Annotated in this window: 15 protein-coding genes and 3 tRNA genes; 7 read left to right on the top strand and 11 right to left on the bottom strand. The window is 63.5% G+C overall.

From position 1 onward, the window contains the following. On the bottom strand, window positions 1-2097 hold a 2097-nt coding region (locus VM621_RS05200), incomplete at its 3' end, for a DUF6531 domain-containing protein (RefSeq protein WP_325467905.1). A gap of 248 nt (window positions 2098-2345) precedes the next feature. On the opposite strand from VM621_RS05200, the gene VM621_RS05195 reads away from it, so the two are divergent. Genes VM621_RS05195 through VM621_RS05185 form a run of 3 tightly spaced genes read left to right on the top strand, consistent with a single transcriptional unit; the run spans window position 2346 to window position 4915 of the window. Further along, window positions 2346-3212, top strand: coding sequence for a DUF4189 domain-containing protein (locus tag VM621_RS05195; protein WP_325467904.1), 867 nt, complete (start codon window positions 2346-2348; stop codon window positions 3210-3212). 30 nt (window positions 3213-3242) lie between these two features. Next, entirely contained in the window at window positions 3243-4541 is a 1299-nt protein-coding gene (locus VM621_RS05190; RefSeq protein WP_325467903.1) for a peptidoglycan-binding domain-containing protein, read from the top strand. A gap of 44 nt (window positions 4542-4585) precedes the next feature. After that, entirely contained in the window at window positions 4586-4915 is a 330-nt protein-coding gene (locus tag VM621_RS05185; RefSeq protein WP_325467902.1) for a hypothetical protein, read from the top strand. Window positions 4916-5019: 104 nt separating this feature from the next. Here VM621_RS05185 and VM621_RS19570 read toward each other — a convergent pair whose 3' ends face one another. Further along, a complete protein-coding gene (locus VM621_RS19570) occupies window positions 5020-5238 on the bottom strand; it encodes a DUF6538 domain-containing protein (RefSeq protein ID WP_414674489.1) in 219 nt (72 codons plus the stop codon). A 33-nt stretch (window positions 5239-5271) separates the two neighbouring features. Next, window positions 5272-5361 (bottom strand) — tRNA-Ser (locus VM621_RS05180). 143 nt (window positions 5362-5504) lie between these two features. Between VM621_RS05180 and VM621_RS05175 the strand changes: the two genes are divergently transcribed. Continuing rightward, on the top strand, window positions 5505-6209 hold the full coding sequence (locus VM621_RS05175) for a PP2C family protein-serine/threonine phosphatase (protein ID WP_325467901.1): 705 nt from the start codon (window positions 5505-5507) through the stop codon (window positions 6207-6209). A gap of 20 nt (window positions 6210-6229) precedes the next feature. Here VM621_RS05175 and dnaQ read toward each other — a convergent pair whose 3' ends face one another. From dnaQ to VM621_RS05160, 3 genes are read right to left on the bottom strand one after another with little or no spacing between them, the layout of a single operon-like run. Next, window positions 6230-6955: a DNA polymerase III subunit epsilon gene (gene dnaQ, locus VM621_RS05170; protein ID WP_325467900.1), complete on the bottom strand. Its 726-nt coding sequence runs from the start codon at window positions 6953-6955 to the stop codon at window positions 6230-6232. Further along, the gene (rnhA, locus tag VM621_RS05165; protein ID WP_325467899.1) at window positions 6952-7419 is read right to left on the bottom strand and encodes a ribonuclease HI; all 468 of its coding nucleotides are present in this window, start codon (window positions 7417-7419) and stop codon (window positions 6952-6954) included. The genes dnaQ and rnhA overlap by 4 nt, the downstream gene beginning before the upstream one ends. Then, window positions 7416-8108 carry a methyltransferase domain-containing protein gene (locus VM621_RS05160; protein WP_325467898.1) on the bottom strand — a complete coding sequence of 231 codons (693 nt, stop codon included), beginning with the start codon at window positions 8106-8108 and terminating at the stop codon, window positions 7416-7418. Before VM621_RS05160 ends, rnhA begins: the two co-directional genes overlap by 4 nt. A gap of 168 nt (window positions 8109-8276) precedes the next feature. Here VM621_RS05160 and gloB point away from each other — a divergent pair, with 168 nt between their 5' ends. From gloB to VM621_RS05145, 3 genes are read left to right on the top strand one after another with little or no spacing between them, the layout of a single operon-like run. After that, window positions 8277-9044 (top strand): hydroxyacylglutathione hydrolase, encoded by a 768-nt coding sequence (gloB, locus tag VM621_RS05155; RefSeq protein WP_325467897.1) that lies wholly within the window; start codon window positions 8277-8279, stop codon window positions 9042-9044. After that, complete coding sequence (locus VM621_RS05150) at window positions 9041-10372, top strand: transglycosylase SLT domain-containing protein (protein ID WP_325467896.1); 1332 nt, start codon at window positions 9041-9043, stop codon at window positions 10370-10372. The genes gloB and VM621_RS05150 overlap by 4 nt, the downstream gene beginning before the upstream one ends. A gap of 4 nt (window positions 10373-10376) precedes the next feature. Then, on the top strand, window positions 10377-11156 hold the full coding sequence (locus tag VM621_RS05145; protein WP_325467895.1) for an enoyl-ACP reductase: 780 nt from the start codon (window positions 10377-10379) through the stop codon (window positions 11154-11156). Between the two features lie 228 nt (window positions 11157-11384). On the opposite strand, the gene fabV is transcribed toward VM621_RS05145, so the two are convergent. The 5 genes from fabV to VM621_RS05120 all read right to left on the bottom strand — a co-directional run bounded on the left by fabV (window position 11385) and on the right by VM621_RS05120 (window position 15157). After that, entirely contained in the window at window positions 11385-12584 is a 1200-nt protein-coding gene (gene fabV / locus VM621_RS05140) for an enoyl-ACP reductase FabV (RefSeq protein WP_325467894.1), read from the bottom strand. A 131-nt stretch (window positions 12585-12715) separates the two neighbouring features. Further along, entirely contained in the window at window positions 12716-14626 is a 1911-nt protein-coding gene (locus tag VM621_RS05135; protein WP_325467893.1) for a SurA N-terminal domain-containing protein, read from the bottom strand. Window positions 14627-14708: 82 nt separating this feature from the next. Continuing rightward, window positions 14709-14785: transfer RNA gene (locus VM621_RS05130), tRNA-Asp, on the bottom strand. Window positions 14786-14793: 8 nt separating this feature from the next. Beyond that, window positions 14794-14868: transfer RNA gene (locus VM621_RS05125), tRNA-Val, on the bottom strand. 16 nt (window positions 14869-14884) lie between these two features. Continuing rightward, a complete protein-coding gene (locus tag VM621_RS05120) occupies window positions 14885-15157 on the bottom strand; it encodes an HU family DNA-binding protein (protein ID WP_036112061.1) in 273 nt (90 codons plus the stop codon). Window positions 15158-15216: the final 59 nt, after the last annotated feature.

Below are 15216 nucleotides of genomic sequence, written 5' to 3'. Positions count from 1 at the left end.
GGTGCTGGCACGGACCGTCTTGCTGGCGAGCCAGCCGCGCGGTGTGTAGCTAAAATCGGTCAGGACCCCGTTCGGGTCCTTGATCCGGGTCACCCGGCCGGCCTTGTCATAGCTGACATAGGTGGTGACCAGCCCTGCCCCGTCCGTGGTGGACTTGAGGTCACCGAGGTGGTGGCAAATTCCGCCCACCGTGCCGCAGCCGGATTCGTCGGTGGTCGGATACCAGGCGTAAGAGACGGTGTCCGTGACATCCGTGCGTGGGCCGTCCACGATGAGAGGCAGGCCGACGAGCGGGCACGTGCTGCCATTGGTCACCGTGCAGTAGGTGGTGGTCGTGCGGCGGACACCTGTGGGCGCAGTACCAGTCGAGGCGCAGGTATAGGAGGGTGCCGCTACCGGGTCGATGAGGCATTGGGCGATTGCCTGACCAGCCGTGTTGTAGGCCCAGCCCTGTTTGCTCTTGACGGTGCCTGATGCGTCCTTGACCGTCCGCACAAGCGGCACCCGCAGGGGTGAATCCCATGTGGTCTCGGTGGTGCGCTGGTTGCTTGTGCCTTGGGCGTCCACCTTCGACAGGAGCAGGCCCTGGGCGTCGTAGGTGGTGGCAGTGACGTTGTTGTTGCCGTCGGTCTGGGACGCGATGCGGCCATTGGCATCGTAGGTGTACGTGGTCGTCTGGGTCGTACAGCCCTGGCAGGTCCGGGTCACCGTCACCGGTTTGCTGACGCCGAACATGTAGGAGACGGCAGTCGATGTCGTGACTCCAGTTCCGTCAGTTACCGAGTAAATGGATGCGTTCTGAGTGGTGTTCGAATTGGTTGTGATGGTTGTCGGGTTCGTCCCAACGGCCCCAACGGTGTTAGTCACCAACCCGTAGGAGCTATAGGTCGTCGTATCGACTCGATTGCCGGACTCGTCGATTTGGCCAGTGAGATCATTCGGACCGGCGAAATTGGTGGCGCCGTCGTTTTCCCAATGAAGGTATCGATGGATGGCCCCATCGGGATACGTCAACACTGAAAGGTTGTTATATGCGTCGTATCCAAGGACGTAGTTTTCACCAGCAGGGCCCTGGATACCTGAAATGCGATTCTGATCATCCCACGCAAAGAGAATGCTTCTCCCTTGCGGATCGGTAATGGACTTAAGTTGACCATTAGCGTCGTATGCCAGTGTCTGCACCATCCCGTCCTGACGGATTACGGCCGTCAGAGTGCCGGTCGCGTCATAGGTCTCCCGTGTCTTGTCCTCTCGAGTGTATGTCCAAGACGTGATATTTCCCTGGGCGTCGCGAGTCGATTCAAGAGTTTCCGCGACGTCCGGATCTCCCACCCACGCCGTACCGCTCTGATCGAACCCATACATCTTGCCATCGGGACGTAGCACGTACGCTGATGTAACCGACGGGTTGGTCTCGACCACGACCCGCATTTGAAAGTTGTGTACGCGACGGGCGCCCAGCGAGAGCTGGTTCGGACTGAGTATCGGCGCGCTCCGACCACTGTTGTAGGCGACCGTGAGCTTTATCGGGAATGTTCCTTGCCCCGCGATAACGTCGACCAACTCGAATTTGTTTCCAGTCGCCGGATTGACAGGGTCGCCAACTGCACAGACAGGGCATTGGGGTTTGCCCCTGCTCTTATCCGGGTCAGGGGTCACAACCGGACATTGGCTGTCGGGCCAGGCGTCTGCATTGTATGGCCCCCAAGTGTAACCGGGGCACATTGCCCAGCGCCGCGCACCAGAGGCGTAAGAAACACCAGCGTCGCCGGGAGAGCAATCGTAGAGGCGTGTGTCGGCGATAGCCTCATAAATGTCGCCGTCTTCATACCCGTCAGCATGCACCATTTGCACTGAAACGAGATTCCAGTCACGACATCCTGCAGGGTAGACGTGCGTGTGTGCATTCCACGGTATCGCAAATGCGTCGTAGGGCGTCTGGTAGCGAATCTCGTCCCAGCCACTGCTGTAGAAGTTCGGCACGTTGTAGAAGATGATGGGCGCATGGCCCGCGCCTGCCGTGCCCCACAGGCCGAACAGAAAAATGCCGAGGCACATCCTGCGAAGGATGCCCTTCCAGCGGGCCGACTTGTCCATGGTGTTCCCCTGAGGGGCCAGACCGCCCCGCTCCCAGGCGAAGGTAAGGGAGACCGGGCGCCGGTGTCTGTAGGGGAAGTCCTACATTTCCGGATAATGCGATGACGGTCGCAATTGAGTGGCTACAACCACTTGACGGGTCTTCACTGCACCGAACGCGCAGAGCGTCTGGCCGGATATTTGAATCAGTTATCACCCACCAGGCAGTGTCTCGGTTACTCTCCGGATTTCCCCATTTGGAGTTGGCGATGACACGGACATTCCGACTGGCACTGGCTGCCCTGATGATGACCACGGCCCCTGCCATTGCATCGTCGCCATCAAAACCACCAGCGGCTCCAGCCGAGGTCACGGCCGCTGCCCCAGCCGGCACCACCTTGCTGTCGTTTGCATCCAGCGGCGAGCAGTCCAATGCGGACGCCGTGGCCGTGTTCGAGACTGCTCCCGACAAGGACGATGTCCGCCACCGCACGTTGGTGATGTTTGGCAGGAAAGACGGCAAGTTCGTCCCGGATTTTTCCAGTGACAAGCTCATCGCCTGTTCGAAATGTAGCCAGTTCCACGATGACCCGTTTGATGGCGATTACGTCAAGGTGACCCCTGGGCATGTGCACATCGAGCAGATGGACAGCGGGGAGAAATCGTCAACCACAGTTTTGGAACTGGTCCGCCAGTCCGGCAAGTGGCATGTCGCGAATGCAGTCCGGTCATCGGTGGTGGCAGGACGCGGACCGGAGAAAAAAGAGAAGCTCGCGTTGCCCGCATCAGGTCTTGCTGCGGACATGGATGCGAAATGGACGGTCCCTGTCTTCCTCAACACCCTCGTGGTCAACCACAAGTCAGGCAAGTTCATGTTCATGCATGGCAATCCCACGCCCGACTCGGTCTGGGAAAAACTGCAAGGTGACTGCAACAAGCAAGACTGCACCGTGCTGGTCCAGCAACAAGACGGCTGCATCTCTCTGGTGCGCGACTCGGCCGCCCGCTCCTTTGGCGGTGCCGGGGCAGACTCCAGGGACGAGAAACAGGCCGTGGACCGTGCCATGGCCGCCTGCAATGCAGGCGGAGGCCAGGCGTGCAAGGAAATCCGCACCGATTGCAGCAAGGGCATCTGACGGCCCAAGGGCCTCTATCAAGGAAAAAATATGGACGTTGTGTCGGATAAGAAGGTGACCCGCCTCGTGGCAAGCCAGGGCATGACCCGCATTTTTGAGATGGAGGACAACACGTGGGTGACGGCACAGGACGGGACGGTGTCATGGCGGAACAACAATCCGGGCAATCTCAAGTTCGAGTTTGAAGGCAGTGCGGACAAGACGGTCCACAGCACGCGCTCGAAGGAAAAGGCCCTGGAGCAAGCGCAGTCCCGGTATGCCGGTGTGGTCGACCTCGACCACTGGGGAAATGCCGTCTTCGAGACTTATGAGGCGGGACGGGACGCCCAGAAAAAGCTCGTTGTCGACCAGCATGCGGACGACACCGTCGAGGACCTGGTCAAGGGTTACTCGAAGGCGGACTACAGCGGAGCTACCCATCACGACGCGCAGGCGAAGACGATTTACGCGACAGCGTTGGCCGAGGGGCACGACCTGCATGGGAAGAAAGTCCGGGACATGAACCCGGACGAGCGCAACGCGCTGCTCGATGGCATCGCTCGTGCCGAGTACTGGAAAGCCGGCACCACAAACCAGACGCCGCCACTGACCGACGCGCAGTTGAAAGCCACCCTGGCGGCACACCGCCAGGCTGCCACCCATGCTCCTGCTGCTGCCGGGCACGCCCACAGACAGGGTGACCACGGCCCCACAGTCGGGGCACTCCAGACCGACCTTGCCGCTCTCGGCATCACGGCCCGCGATGGCAGTGCCATCCGTCCCGACCAGCATTTCGGTGCCCACACCAAAGAAGCCGTTGAAGCCTTCCAGACGGCACACGGTTTGAAAGCCGATGGTGTGGCAGGACCGGCGACGATGGCCGCCATCGGTGAGGCGAAGAGCCACCTGCAGGCGACCACCCAGAGCGTCCCCACCCTGCTCGATGCCCGCCATCCGGCAAACGGGATTTACGAGCAAGCCCACACCTGTGTGGCAAGAATTGACCAGGAGCAGGGCCGCGCGCCGGGCCCACACACACAGAACTTCGCGGGCTCCCTGACTTCGGCTGCGACAGCCGCCGGCTTCAACCGCATCGACCATGTGGCCCTGTCGGACGACGCCAACCGTGGCTATGCCATCCAGGGTGAACTCAACTCCCCCTTCAAGAAGTTCGTGGAAGTCGATGTCATGCAGGCCGTCCAGACTCCGATTGCACAAAGTAGCCAGGAATCATTGGCGCATGTGCAAAACAACGCTCTGCAACAGCAGCAGGCACAGGCCCAGCAACAGGTCCAGCAGCAAGTGGCGCCAGACGTCCAGCAGGCGGCTGGACCTTCGATAACAAGGTGAGGAGACGGGCGGGGTCGTGCCCCGCCCTTGCAAGGGATTTGCCGATGAAATACGAAACCAGCACCTGTTATCACTGTGATGCGGTCGCGACGGGAAGAGAGCATGTCCCTGCCAGATGTCTCTTTCCTGGGGAAAAAGACTGGAACAGGTTGATGACGGTGCCCTCATGCAGGCTGCATAACAACGCAACCTCCGCCGCCGATGACTACCTGAAATTCCTCTTGGGTGCGATTTCCCCGAACGTGCCCGATGCCATCAGGTCGAGCACGGAAAGTGCGGTGATCATCCGGAAATCTTTGCCTACCAGGTCCTCGAAAGGCCAGATGCTGTGTTCGTCAACATGGAGTTTTACGGAGAACAGCGGGCATCGGTGATGGCGCTTTGGCGTCCCATGGGGAAGGATTTCGCATGACACTGTCGGCGGAGTGGACAGAAAGGCGGGCTCAAACAGCGCCCCTGCACTCACTGCTTTCAGCCACTACCGCCTTGATGGCATCCCCAGCGCGAGGCGCTCGGCAACCAGGGGGTCGCGGGTCCGTAGGGACCTTTTAAGGAACCGACACCCGAAGACGCGGATGAGGTCAGCCGGGACACGCTGGCGGAAACGCCAGGTGCCGGAGGGCGAACAAGGTAGTGCGGAAGTCTCGATCTCGTGTGTCCCGATTTGCGACCCGACGGGTAAATCTCCGCCAAACAAAAAGGCCCTGTAAATACAGGGCCTTTTGCTTACTGGCGGAGAGGGTGGGATTCGAACCCACGGTACGCTTACACGTACGCCTGATTTCGAGTCAGGTACATTCGACCACTCTGCCACCTCTCCGGGAACGGTCGTCGGCAGGGCTTTCGCTCTGCCGGGCCCGCAATGATAGTGGGTCTCTCCTGCCGTGACAACAGACTTTTGATGCGGCATCCTCCCTGAGCATTCCGGCGCCGCGGCGCCCTTCCCCAGCTTCCAAGGCACCCATGATCGAGTTCGGACACGGCACGCATACCGGCCTTCGCCGTACGCGAAACGAGGACACCTATTACGCCGACGCCGGGCTGGGGTTGTTCCTGGTCGTGGATGGCATGGGCGGCCACAAGCACGGCGAGGTGGCTTCGGCCACGGCGCGCGATGGCGTGGTGGCCCAGGTCACCGCCGGGCAGTCCCTGGTGGACGCGATCCAACGGGTGAACGAGGCGCTGATCGCCCGGTCCAGCGGCCTGTCCGAGTCCCGCCCCATGGGCACGACGATCGCCGCCGTGCGTCTGGTCGGCCGCACCTATGAGGCCGCCTGGGTCGGCGACAGTCGCATCTATATCTGGGACGGCGAGCTCAAGCGCCTCTCGCACGACCATTCGATCGTCGAAGCCCTGGTCGAGGCCGGCGAGCTGACCGAGGCCCAGGCACGCATCCACCCGCAGCGCAGCGTGCTCACCCAGGCCCTGGGCATCACCTCGCCGGACCAGCTCCACATCGGCCTGGCCAAGGGCGAGCTGTCCCAAGGCGCACGACTGCTGCTGTGCACCGATGGCCTGACCGATGAAGTGGACGACGTGCGTATCGGCGCCATCGTCTCGCGCACGGACATCGCCGCGCAGGAAAGCGTGGATCACCTGCTTCTCGAAGCCCTCAAGGGCAGTGCCCGCGACAACATCACGGCGATCCTGCTTCGCGCGGCCGCCTAAGCCGCGCGAAACATGCCGACTCAGTGAATCGTGTCGGACGTCTCCATCTTCCGCCAGACGCTCTGCCCACCCGCCGACTTGTCCAGCGCTTCGAGGCGCTTCGCGTGCCGCGCGAGCTCTTCGGGATCCGCACGACGGACGATGGGACGACGCTTGATCACGATGTCCTGCAATACGCTGGTGCGGCTGCGCTCGTCGTTGGCGTCGAAAGCGAATTCGAGACCGCCCTGACCGGTGGTCATGGCGATATAGACGTCCGCCAGCAGCTGCGCATCGAGCAGGCCGCCGTGGAGGTCGCGCTTGGTATTGTCCACGCCGAGGCGCTTACACAACGCATCGAGGCTGTTGCGCTGACCCGGATACATCTGGCGCGCCATCAGCAGGGTATCGAGCACGGTGGCGTAGTCGGCAATCTGCCCGTAGTGCTCGCCTGCCCGCTTCAGCTCGGCGTTGAGGAAGCCGACGTCGAACGCCGCGTTGTGGATGATCAGCTCGGCGCCGCGGATGAAGTCGAGAAACTCATCCACTTTGTCGATGAACAGCGGCTTGTCGACGAGGTCTTCGTCCTTGATGCCGGTGACCTTGCTCGCCTCTTCGTCGATCGCGCGCTGCGGATTGAGGTAGGTGTGAAAATGATTGCCGGTGGGACGACGACCGATCATCTCGACCGCGCCGATTTCTACCAGGCGGTGACCGAGGTGCGCCTCGAGGCCGGTCGTTTCGGTATCGAGAACGATCTGCCTCATGCCACCTTCCCCTTCGACTTGTAGATGATCGCCTGATCGCGCGCGGCGACATCCACGCGCTCGTTCTCGACATGGCCGTTGTGACCCTTCACCCATTCCCAGGTGACGGTGTGCGCGGCAGCGGCCGCGTCCAGACGAATCCACAGGTCCTGGTTCTTCACCGGCTTCTTGTCGGCGGTCTTCCAGCCGTTGCGGCGCCACTTCGGCACCCACTCCTGCACGCCTTGCATGACGTACTTGGAGTCGGTCATCAGGTGCACGTGGCAGCGCCGGGTCAGCGCTTCGAGCGCCGAGATCGCGGCCATCATTTCCATGCGGTTGTTGGTGGTGTCGGGCTCGCCGCCGGCGAGCATCTTTTCGATACCCTTGGCGCGTAACAGGGCGGCCCAGCCACCTGGGCCGGGGTTACCCAGGCAGGCGCCATCGGTGAAGGCTTCAACGGTTTCGGTGGTGATTTCGGTCAAGGGATGGACTCACGTGCGTTGCGACGGGCGCCAGAAGCGAGCGTGCCGGGCATGGGTGCCTCGACCGCCGCCATGCGGGGGCGCAAGGGTACCGCTGCCGGACGCTTTTTGCGCGCAATAAGCATGTATCCGCCACCGACCATGGATTCGCCGACCGGCGAACCGCCGGCGCGCGGCCAGGCGCTGCCCAGCCGCCGCGGCATGGACAGCTCGAAATCGTCGCGGACCAGCCGCTGGCTCCACCACCAGGGCCAGGTCAGGCGCGGGCGGGTGCCACGAGCCTGCCGGGCGACCCAGGGCGACCACAGGCCGACGGGGTGAATGCCGGTGATCGCGAGCATGCCGCCGGGGGCGAGCACGCGGATCGCTTCGTCGAGGAGATTGTCCTGGCGCGCCGTGGTTTCCAGGGCGTGCCGCAGCAGCACCACCCCGAAGGCGTCGTCGGCGAACGGGAGGGCCTCCAGGCCACTCGCGCGGATGTCGCCGCCCAGGAGGGGGCCGGCAACCCGCACGGTCGCCCAGTGGCCCAGCAGGGGCAAGGCGGGCGGATCCGCGTGCAAGGAGGCCGTGAGGTGCAGGCCATGCTCCCCGGTGCAGCGCGTCAGCAGCGGCGAGAGCACGCGGGCCTCGTCGGCGAGCAGCTTGCCGATCTGCGGCGTCGCATAGATGTCGGGGGCCAGGGTGGGCATGTGTGAACAGTGTAGTGATCTTGAATGGGCCCCGCACGGGTTAACGAGGTCCTAACGAGTGGGATATACCCGGCTGATATAGTCCGGCCGCCCCGCCCGACTGGTATCACCCAGCGGCGGCCACTCACTGGGTGTTCGCGCCCTACCGACGTCACGGAGTTCGGCCCGATGCATTGGGTTCCCGTCGCGGCTTTGAGCGACAACTACATCTGGCTGGTCGCCGATGACGAAGGCAACGCTTTCGTCGTGGATCCCGGTGAAGCCGCCCCCGTCCAGGCCGCGCTCGACGAGCGAGGCTGGCGGCTGAAGGCTATCCTGCTGACGCACCACCACAACGACCACATCGGTGGCGTTTCGGACCTCGTCCGCGACCACGACGTGGAGGTGTATGCCACGGCTGACCCACGCATCCAGCCGAAGAATCATTTCGTCGAAGACGGCGACATCATCACCCTGGAATCGCCGAAGGCCACTTTCAAGGTGATCGCCGTGCCGGGCCATACCAGCTCGCACATCGCCTACTTCGGCGAGGGCTTCCTGTTCTGCGGCGACACCCTTTTCAGTGTCGGCTGCGGCCGCCTGTTCGAAGGCACGCCGGAGCAGATGCTGGCTTCGCTGGAACGCTTCGCCGACCTGCCGCCGGAGACCCTGGTCTGCTGCGCGCACGAGTACACCGCGGCCAATATCCGCTTCGCGCTCAGCGTGGATCCGGAGAATGCCCCCCTGCGCCTCCGTCGTGACGAGGTGGCGCGTCTGCGCGAGGAAGGCCGGCCGTCCGTGCCTAGCCGACTTGCGGACGAGTTCGCCACCAACCCCTTCCTGCGCGTGGACAGCGACGCTATTCGTCGCTGGGTCGAAGCCCAGGGCAAGGAATCCGCCACGCGGACGGAGCGCTTCGCCGCGCTGCGTCGGGCCAAGGACACATTCACCGCATGATGGCTCTTACCCGACGCATCCTTCCCGCACTCATTCCCCTCGTCCTCACGGCCTGCGCCGCCGCTCCCCAGCGGCCGGTACCCGTGGCGCCCGCACCCGCGCCCAGCGTCGCCCCGGTGCAGGACGTCTCGATGTCGCCGAAGCTAGTGCGCCCGGCCGCGGCGCCGGACTTCTGGTCGGACATGCGTGACAGCTTCGCCATGCCGGGCTGCGAAGCCGGTCCCGAAGTCGTCAGCTGGGCACGCACCTATACCCGGATGCCGAACCGCTTCGAGCAGCAGGTGAACGAAGTGCTGCCGCTGATCGTCTACGCGCACAAGGCGGCGGCGCAACATGGCGTGGCCGGCGAGTTCGCGTTGCTGCCGTGGGTGGAAAGCCAGTACCGCCATGTGCCGGGCGCGAAGAATCGCCCGGCCGGCATGTGGCAGATCATGCCGCAGACAGCACACACGCTGGGCCTACGCGTGGAAAAGAACTACGACGAGCGCCTCGACATCACCAAGTCGACCAACTCGGTGATGAACATGATCCGGCGCTACTACGACGACCTCGGCGACTGGCGCCTGGTCGACGTCGCTTACAACGCGGGCGAGTTCGGCCTGAAGAAGACCATCGACAAGCATGGTGGTCCGACGGCGGACGAAGGCCTGCCGGATGTGCCGATGAAGGCGAACACCAGGGAGCATCTGGTGAAGCTCATGGCGATCGCCTGCATCGTGCGCGACCCTGCCCGCTTCAACGTGCAGTTGCCGCGCCAGGATGGCGAGGACGCGTTGCAGGTCGTGCAAGTTTCCAACCCGCAGTCGCTCGCCCAGGCGGCAAAGCAGTCCGGCCTGTCGATGAACGACCTGCGCGACTTCAACCCGGCCTATCGCACCACGAAGGGCACGGTGTCGTCGTCGCTGCTGCTGCCGAAAACCGCCGCGGACCAGTACAACCTCGGCCCCGTCGCTGCTGTCATCGAAGAGCCCTCCTCGTCGGTCGATGACGATGCGGTTGCCGATGTGCCTGCCGCGAAGAACGGCAAGGCCGGCAAGAGCGGCAAGAACGCCAAGGGTGCGAAGCTGTCGAAAGCGGAACTCGCGAAAGCGGATAAGGCGGCGAAGTCGAGCAAGGCCACGGCCGTGGCGAAGGCATCGAAGACCGGCAAGAACGCCAAGGCAGAGGACAAGGCCGTGGCGATCGTCTACAAGGTCAACGACGGCGAATCGCTCTGGACGATCGCGCGCCGGCATCAGGTGAGTGTCGAGCAGCTGATGAAATGGAACGACCTGCAGACGCAGGCCGTGAAGCCGGGCCAGGTATTGCGCCTCACCGCGTCGCGCTGAGGTCATGGGCTTCCTGCATCGCAAGCGGGCCCTCATCGTCGGTATCGCCAGCCGCCGCAGCATCGCCTGGGGTATTGCCGAGGCGATGCATCGCGAAGGCGCGGAACTGGCATTCACCTACCAGAACGAACGCCTGAAGGATCGCGTCGACGAAGCCGCCGCGGAGTTCGGCTCCAACCTCGTGCTGGAGTGCGATGTCGGTATCGACGCGCATATCGACCGCGTGTTCGCCGAACTCGGCCAGCATTGGGACGGCCTCGATGTGCTGGTCCACTCAGTCGGTTTCGCGCCGCGAGAAGCCTTGCAGGGCGAGTTCCTCGACAACCTCACGCGCGAGAACTTCGCCGTGGCGCATGACATTTCCAGTTACAGCCTCGCCGCCCTGGCCAAAGCGGCGCGCCCGCTGATGTCAGGGCGTGGCGGCGCCATTCTCACGCTGAGCTATCTCGGCGCCGAGCGCGCCCTGCCGAACTACAACGTCATGGGCCTGGCGAAGGCCAGCCTCGAAGCGAACGTGCGCTACCTGGCCTATAACCTCGGGCCGGAAGGTACGCGCGTGAACGCGATTTCCGCGGGCCCGATCAAGACGCTCGCTGCATCCGGCGTCGGTAACTTCCGCCGCATTCTCGAGCAGGTCGACAACGTGTCGCCCATGCGTCGCGGCGTGACACAGGAGGAAGTCGGCAACGTGGCCGCCTTCCTGTGTTCGGACCTCGCGTCAGGCGTGACCGGCGAGGTCACTTACGTCGACGCAGGCTTCCATATCGTCGGTTTGTTGGGCTGAATCGTCGGTCTGATGGGCTGACGCCCCCAGCCAAGTCATCCCCGATGCCTTTCTGTGGGAGCCGATTCATCGGCGATGGGTGCTTGCGACACCGTCAGGAATCGCCGATAACATCGGCTCCTGCCGAGCAAGGGCATCGCCGCTGAAGCGGCTCCCACAAAAAAAACAGCATCGCCGATGAAATGGCTCGCGCCGGGCAGGGGTATGGCCTTTCCGGCGGGTTATCGATTACATCTCGACGACGTTCCAGCGCACGTCCGGGTTCACGTCGGCCGCGTAGTCGACGTCCTTGCGGTCGAAGCCGAACAGCTTGATGAAGTCGTGCTTGTAGCCGGCGTAGTCGGTGTCGGTCCACAGGTTTTCCGTGGTGACCGTGGGCCACAGCGCCTTGCACTCGCTCTGCACATCGTCGCGCAGTTCCCAGTCGTCGAGGCGCAGGCGGCCTTCGGCGTCGGTCTCCGGCGCCTTGCCGTCCGCGCGGTACAGACGCTCGTGGAACAGGCGGTTGATCTGTTCGATGGTGCCCTCGTGGATACCCTTGGCCTTCATGATCTTGAAGACCATGGACACATACAGCGGAATCACCGGGATGGCCGAGCTCGCCTGGGTGACGACGGATTTCATCACGCCGACGTACGAACGCAGGCCCTTGTGCGTCTCGCCCAGCTGCTTGGCGGTGCGATCCAGATGCTGCTTGGCCTGGCCCAGCGTGCCGTGCCAGTAGATCGGCCAGGTGATCTCGGTACCGACATAGCTGTACGCCACCGTGGTCGCATGCTCGGCGAGCACGCCGGCGTCGCTCAGCGCGGCGATCCACAGGGCCCAGTCTTCGCCACCCATGACGGTGACGGTATCGTCGATTTCCTGCTGCGTGGCCGGCTCGACGGAGGCCTGGATCACGGCGTCCTTGTTGGTGTCGACCGACGAGGCGGTGAACGTCTCGCCGATGGTCTTCAGCGCGGAGCGCACGACTTCACCCGTCGTCGGCAGCTTGCGCACCGGCGAGGCAAGGGAATACACCACCAGGTCGATCGGGCCACCCATCTCGGCCTTGATGATCTCGATCGCCTTGGCGCGCGTCTCGTCGGAGAACGCATCGCCATTGATCGAGCGGCTGTAGAGGCCGGCCTGCGTGGCGAGCTTGTCGAAGGCCGCGGAGTTGTACCAGCCCGCCGTCCCCGTCTTGGTCTCGCTCGACGGCTTCTCGAAAAACACACCCAGCGTGGCGGCACCCTGGCCGAACGCGGCCGTGATGCGCGAGGCAAGGCCGTAGCCGGTGGAGGCACCAATCACGAGCACGCGCTTCGGGCCGGCGGCGAACGCGCCGCTGGCCTTGGTGATGGCGATCTGCTCTTCCACATTCTTCTCGCAGCCGACCGGATGAGCGGTGGTGCAGATGAAGCCACGAACCTTCGGGGTAATGATCACGGGTTGTCCCTTTGACGCAGTAAGGCGGCCATTGTAATCGGCCCGGCGCACCATGCGCTTCCGCACGGACGGCAGGCATGAAAAGGCCCCTCGGGAGGGGCCTTTGCGTGAAGCATGGAAGCTACCGCGACTTACATGCGGTCCTGGGCGATCTTGATATCGGCGCGGCTCTTCAGGGCCTCGACGTATTCGATCGTCACGGCCTTGGCCATGGCATCCGTCATCTGGCCGCGCAGGCCATCGCGCTCGGCCTTGTTGACCTTGGACAGATCGCCGTCGGTGACCTTGTCGATGGCGACGACCGCATAGGCGCCGCCGCCGGTCTGGATGACCGCCCAGCTCGGCTTGCCGTCGACCGGGTGCGGCAGCGTGAAGGCGCGCTGCAGGATCGGCTGCGGGACGTCCTTCACCGTGGTGAGCTTGCTGCGCTCCAGCGCGGCGACCGCGTGCACCGGGGCCTTGGCGAGCGCGGCGATATCGCCGCCCTTGGCCAGCTGTGCGACGAGCTCGTCGGCCTGCTTCTTCGCCATGGCGTCGACACGCTCGTCGAGGATGCGCTGACGAATCGCGTCGCGGACATCGGCCAGGTTCTTCGGCGCGGCGGCGGCATGCTTGGCAAGATGCATGACGATGGCGTCGCCCTTGTCGACCTGGACCAACGAGGAATTGTTGCCCTGGTTGAGCACGTCGTCCGCGAACGCGGCGGCGACGAACTTCGGATCGGCAGTCAGGCCTTCGCCACCCTGGCGACCGAACATCGGCGTGGTACGAATCTCGACACCGAGTTCCTTCGCGGCGGCATCGAGCGAGCCCGGGTTGCGCTCGGCCAGATCGGCCAGCTGCCCGGCGCGCTCGTTGTAGAGACGCTCGCCCTCGCCCTTCGCCCAGTCCGCGGCAAGCTGCGCGCGCACGTCGGCGAACGGCTTGGCGTCACCCTCGCGGGCATCGCGCAGCCAGATGATGTGGTAACCCTCTTCCGGCGACAGCACCGGCTCCTTCGTGATCTCGCCCTTCTTCATGCCGAAGAGCGCGGTGTCGAAGGCGGCGTTGGCAACGCCCTTTTCCAGCCAGCCCAGGTCGCCGCCGCTACGCTTGGAACCCAGATCCTCGGAGTTCTCGGCGGCGAGCTTGGCGAAGTTTTCCGGTGTGGCTTCGGCGGCGATCTTCTTCGCTTTCTCCAGCGCGGCCTTCTGCTGGTCGGGCGTGGCGTTCTTGGGCACGTCGATCAGGATATGCGAGACCTGACGCTGCTCCGGCTGTGCATAGCGCTGCTTGAACTTGTCGTAGAACTCGTGGAGCTGGGCGTCCGTCGGCTCGCCGATCTTGAGCTCGGACTGCTTCACTTCGAGGTACTGCACCGAGACCTGCTCGGGCGTGGTGTAGTCGGCCACGTGCGACTTGTAGAACGCTTCGATATCCGCGTCGGCCACCGTGGCATCCGTGAGTGACGGACGCGCCAGTTCGACGAAGCGCAGGTCGCGCTGCTGCAGCTGCAGGCGGAAGAACGCATCGACATCGGCATCGCTGACCAGGGTGGTCGCGTAGATGGCCTGCGGAAGAATCTGGTTGCCGAGATCCGCGCGGATCTTCGACTCGTACATCGCCGGGCTCATGCCCTGCATGGAAAGAATGGCCTTATAGGCGTCCGGGCTGAACTGCCCGTTCACGGCGAAGCCGGGATCGGAGCCGATGGCCTCGCGCACACTGGCGTCGGAGACCTGCAGGCCGAGATCGGTGTTGGCCTTGTCCAGAAGCACCCGGGCGATCATGCCGTCGAGCACCTGCTGCTTGAGCTCGGGCTTCTCGAGATCGGCGACGGTGAACGGCGAACTGGGATTCTGCGCGATCTGCTGACGCAGCTCGTTCATCCGGTTCTGCCAGTCCTGCTGCGAAATCTCGTGGTCGCCCACCTTCGCGACATACGTATCGACGCGCGATACGAAGTACGACTCGATGCCGAAGAAGGCAACAGCGAACACGCAGACGCCGAGGACGATGGCCGCGGGCCAACCATGGATCTTGTTACGCAGGGCTTGCAGCATGATGCGACTCGCACAGGTGGCGTCGGCAAATCCTTACCGACGGTAGATAAAGCAAAGGCGCCACACGGGCGCCTTTGCGGATTGGCGGAGTGGACGGGACTCGAACCCGCGACCTCCGGCGTGACAGGCCAGCATTCTAACCGACTGAACTACCACTCCACTTCCCGTGGTGGGTGCTGAGGGGATCGAACCCCCGACCAGCGCCGTGTAAAGGCGACGCTCTACCGCTGAGCTAAGCACCCGCTACGGCAAGACTGCTTAGTTTACGTGATCCTTGAGCGCCTTGCCAGCCGTGAAGGCCGGGACCTTGGACGCCGGAATCTTGATCTCTTCGTTCGTGCGCGGGTTGCGGCCGGTACGGGCGGCGCGGCTACGCAGCTTGAAGGTGCCGAAGCCGACGAGGGCGACGTCTTCACCCTTCTTGAGGGTGTCCTTCACTGCTTCGATCAGGCCTTCGAGCGCCTTGCCAGCGTCAGCCTTCGACAGTTCAGCCTTTTCAGCAATGGCGGCGATCAGGTCGGTTTTATTCATTACGTGACTCCCTTTCAAAGGTAATTCGAATCGCCGGACAGCGATCCTGTACGAGAAGA

It is taken from the genome of Luteibacter sp. (assembly GCF_035539195.1).
GTDB lineage: Bacteria > Pseudomonadota > Gammaproteobacteria > Xanthomonadales > Rhodanobacteraceae > Luteibacter.
Note: the sequence above shows the minus strand (reverse complement) of the source record. Positions and strands in the feature narration are given on the sequence as shown.

Excerpts from the sequence above, each read along its gene's own strand:
- VM621_RS05150 (WP_325467896.1), top strand. The coding sequence starts at position 9,041 with ATGATGGCTCTTACCCGACGCATCCTTCCCGCACTCATTCCCCTCGTC.
- gloB (WP_325467897.1), top strand. The coding sequence starts at position 8,277 with ATGCATTGGGTTCCCGTCGCGGCTTTGAGCGACAACTACATCTGGCTG.
- VM621_RS05160 (WP_325467898.1), bottom strand. The coding sequence starts at position 8,108 with ATGCCCACCCTGGCCCCCGACATCTATGCGACGCCGCAGATCGGCAAG.
- VM621_RS05145 (WP_325467895.1), top strand. The coding sequence starts at position 10,377 with ATGGGCTTCCTGCATCGCAAGCGGGCCCTCATCGTCGGTATCGCCAGC.
- VM621_RS05120 (WP_036112061.1), bottom strand. The coding sequence starts at position 15,157 with ATGAATAAAACCGACCTGATCGCCGCCATTGCTGAAAAGGCTGAACTG.
- VM621_RS05135 (WP_325467893.1), bottom strand. The coding sequence starts at position 14,626 with ATGCTGCAAGCCCTGCGTAACAAGATCCATGGTTGGCCCGCGGCCATC.
- VM621_RS05175 (WP_325467901.1), top strand. The coding sequence starts at position 5,505 with ATGATCGAGTTCGGACACGGCACGCATACCGGCCTTCGCCGTACGCGA.
- VM621_RS05195 (WP_325467904.1), top strand. The coding sequence starts at position 2,346 with ATGACACGGACATTCCGACTGGCACTGGCTGCCCTGATGATGACCACG.
- VM621_RS05185 (WP_325467902.1), top strand. The coding sequence starts at position 4,586 with ATGAAATACGAAACCAGCACCTGTTATCACTGTGATGCGGTCGCGACG.
- VM621_RS05190 (WP_325467903.1), top strand. The coding sequence starts at position 3,243 with ATGGACGTTGTGTCGGATAAGAAGGTGACCCGCCTCGTGGCAAGCCAG.
- dnaQ (WP_325467900.1), bottom strand. The coding sequence starts at position 6,955 with ATGAGGCAGATCGTTCTCGATACCGAAACGACCGGCCTCGAGGCGCAC.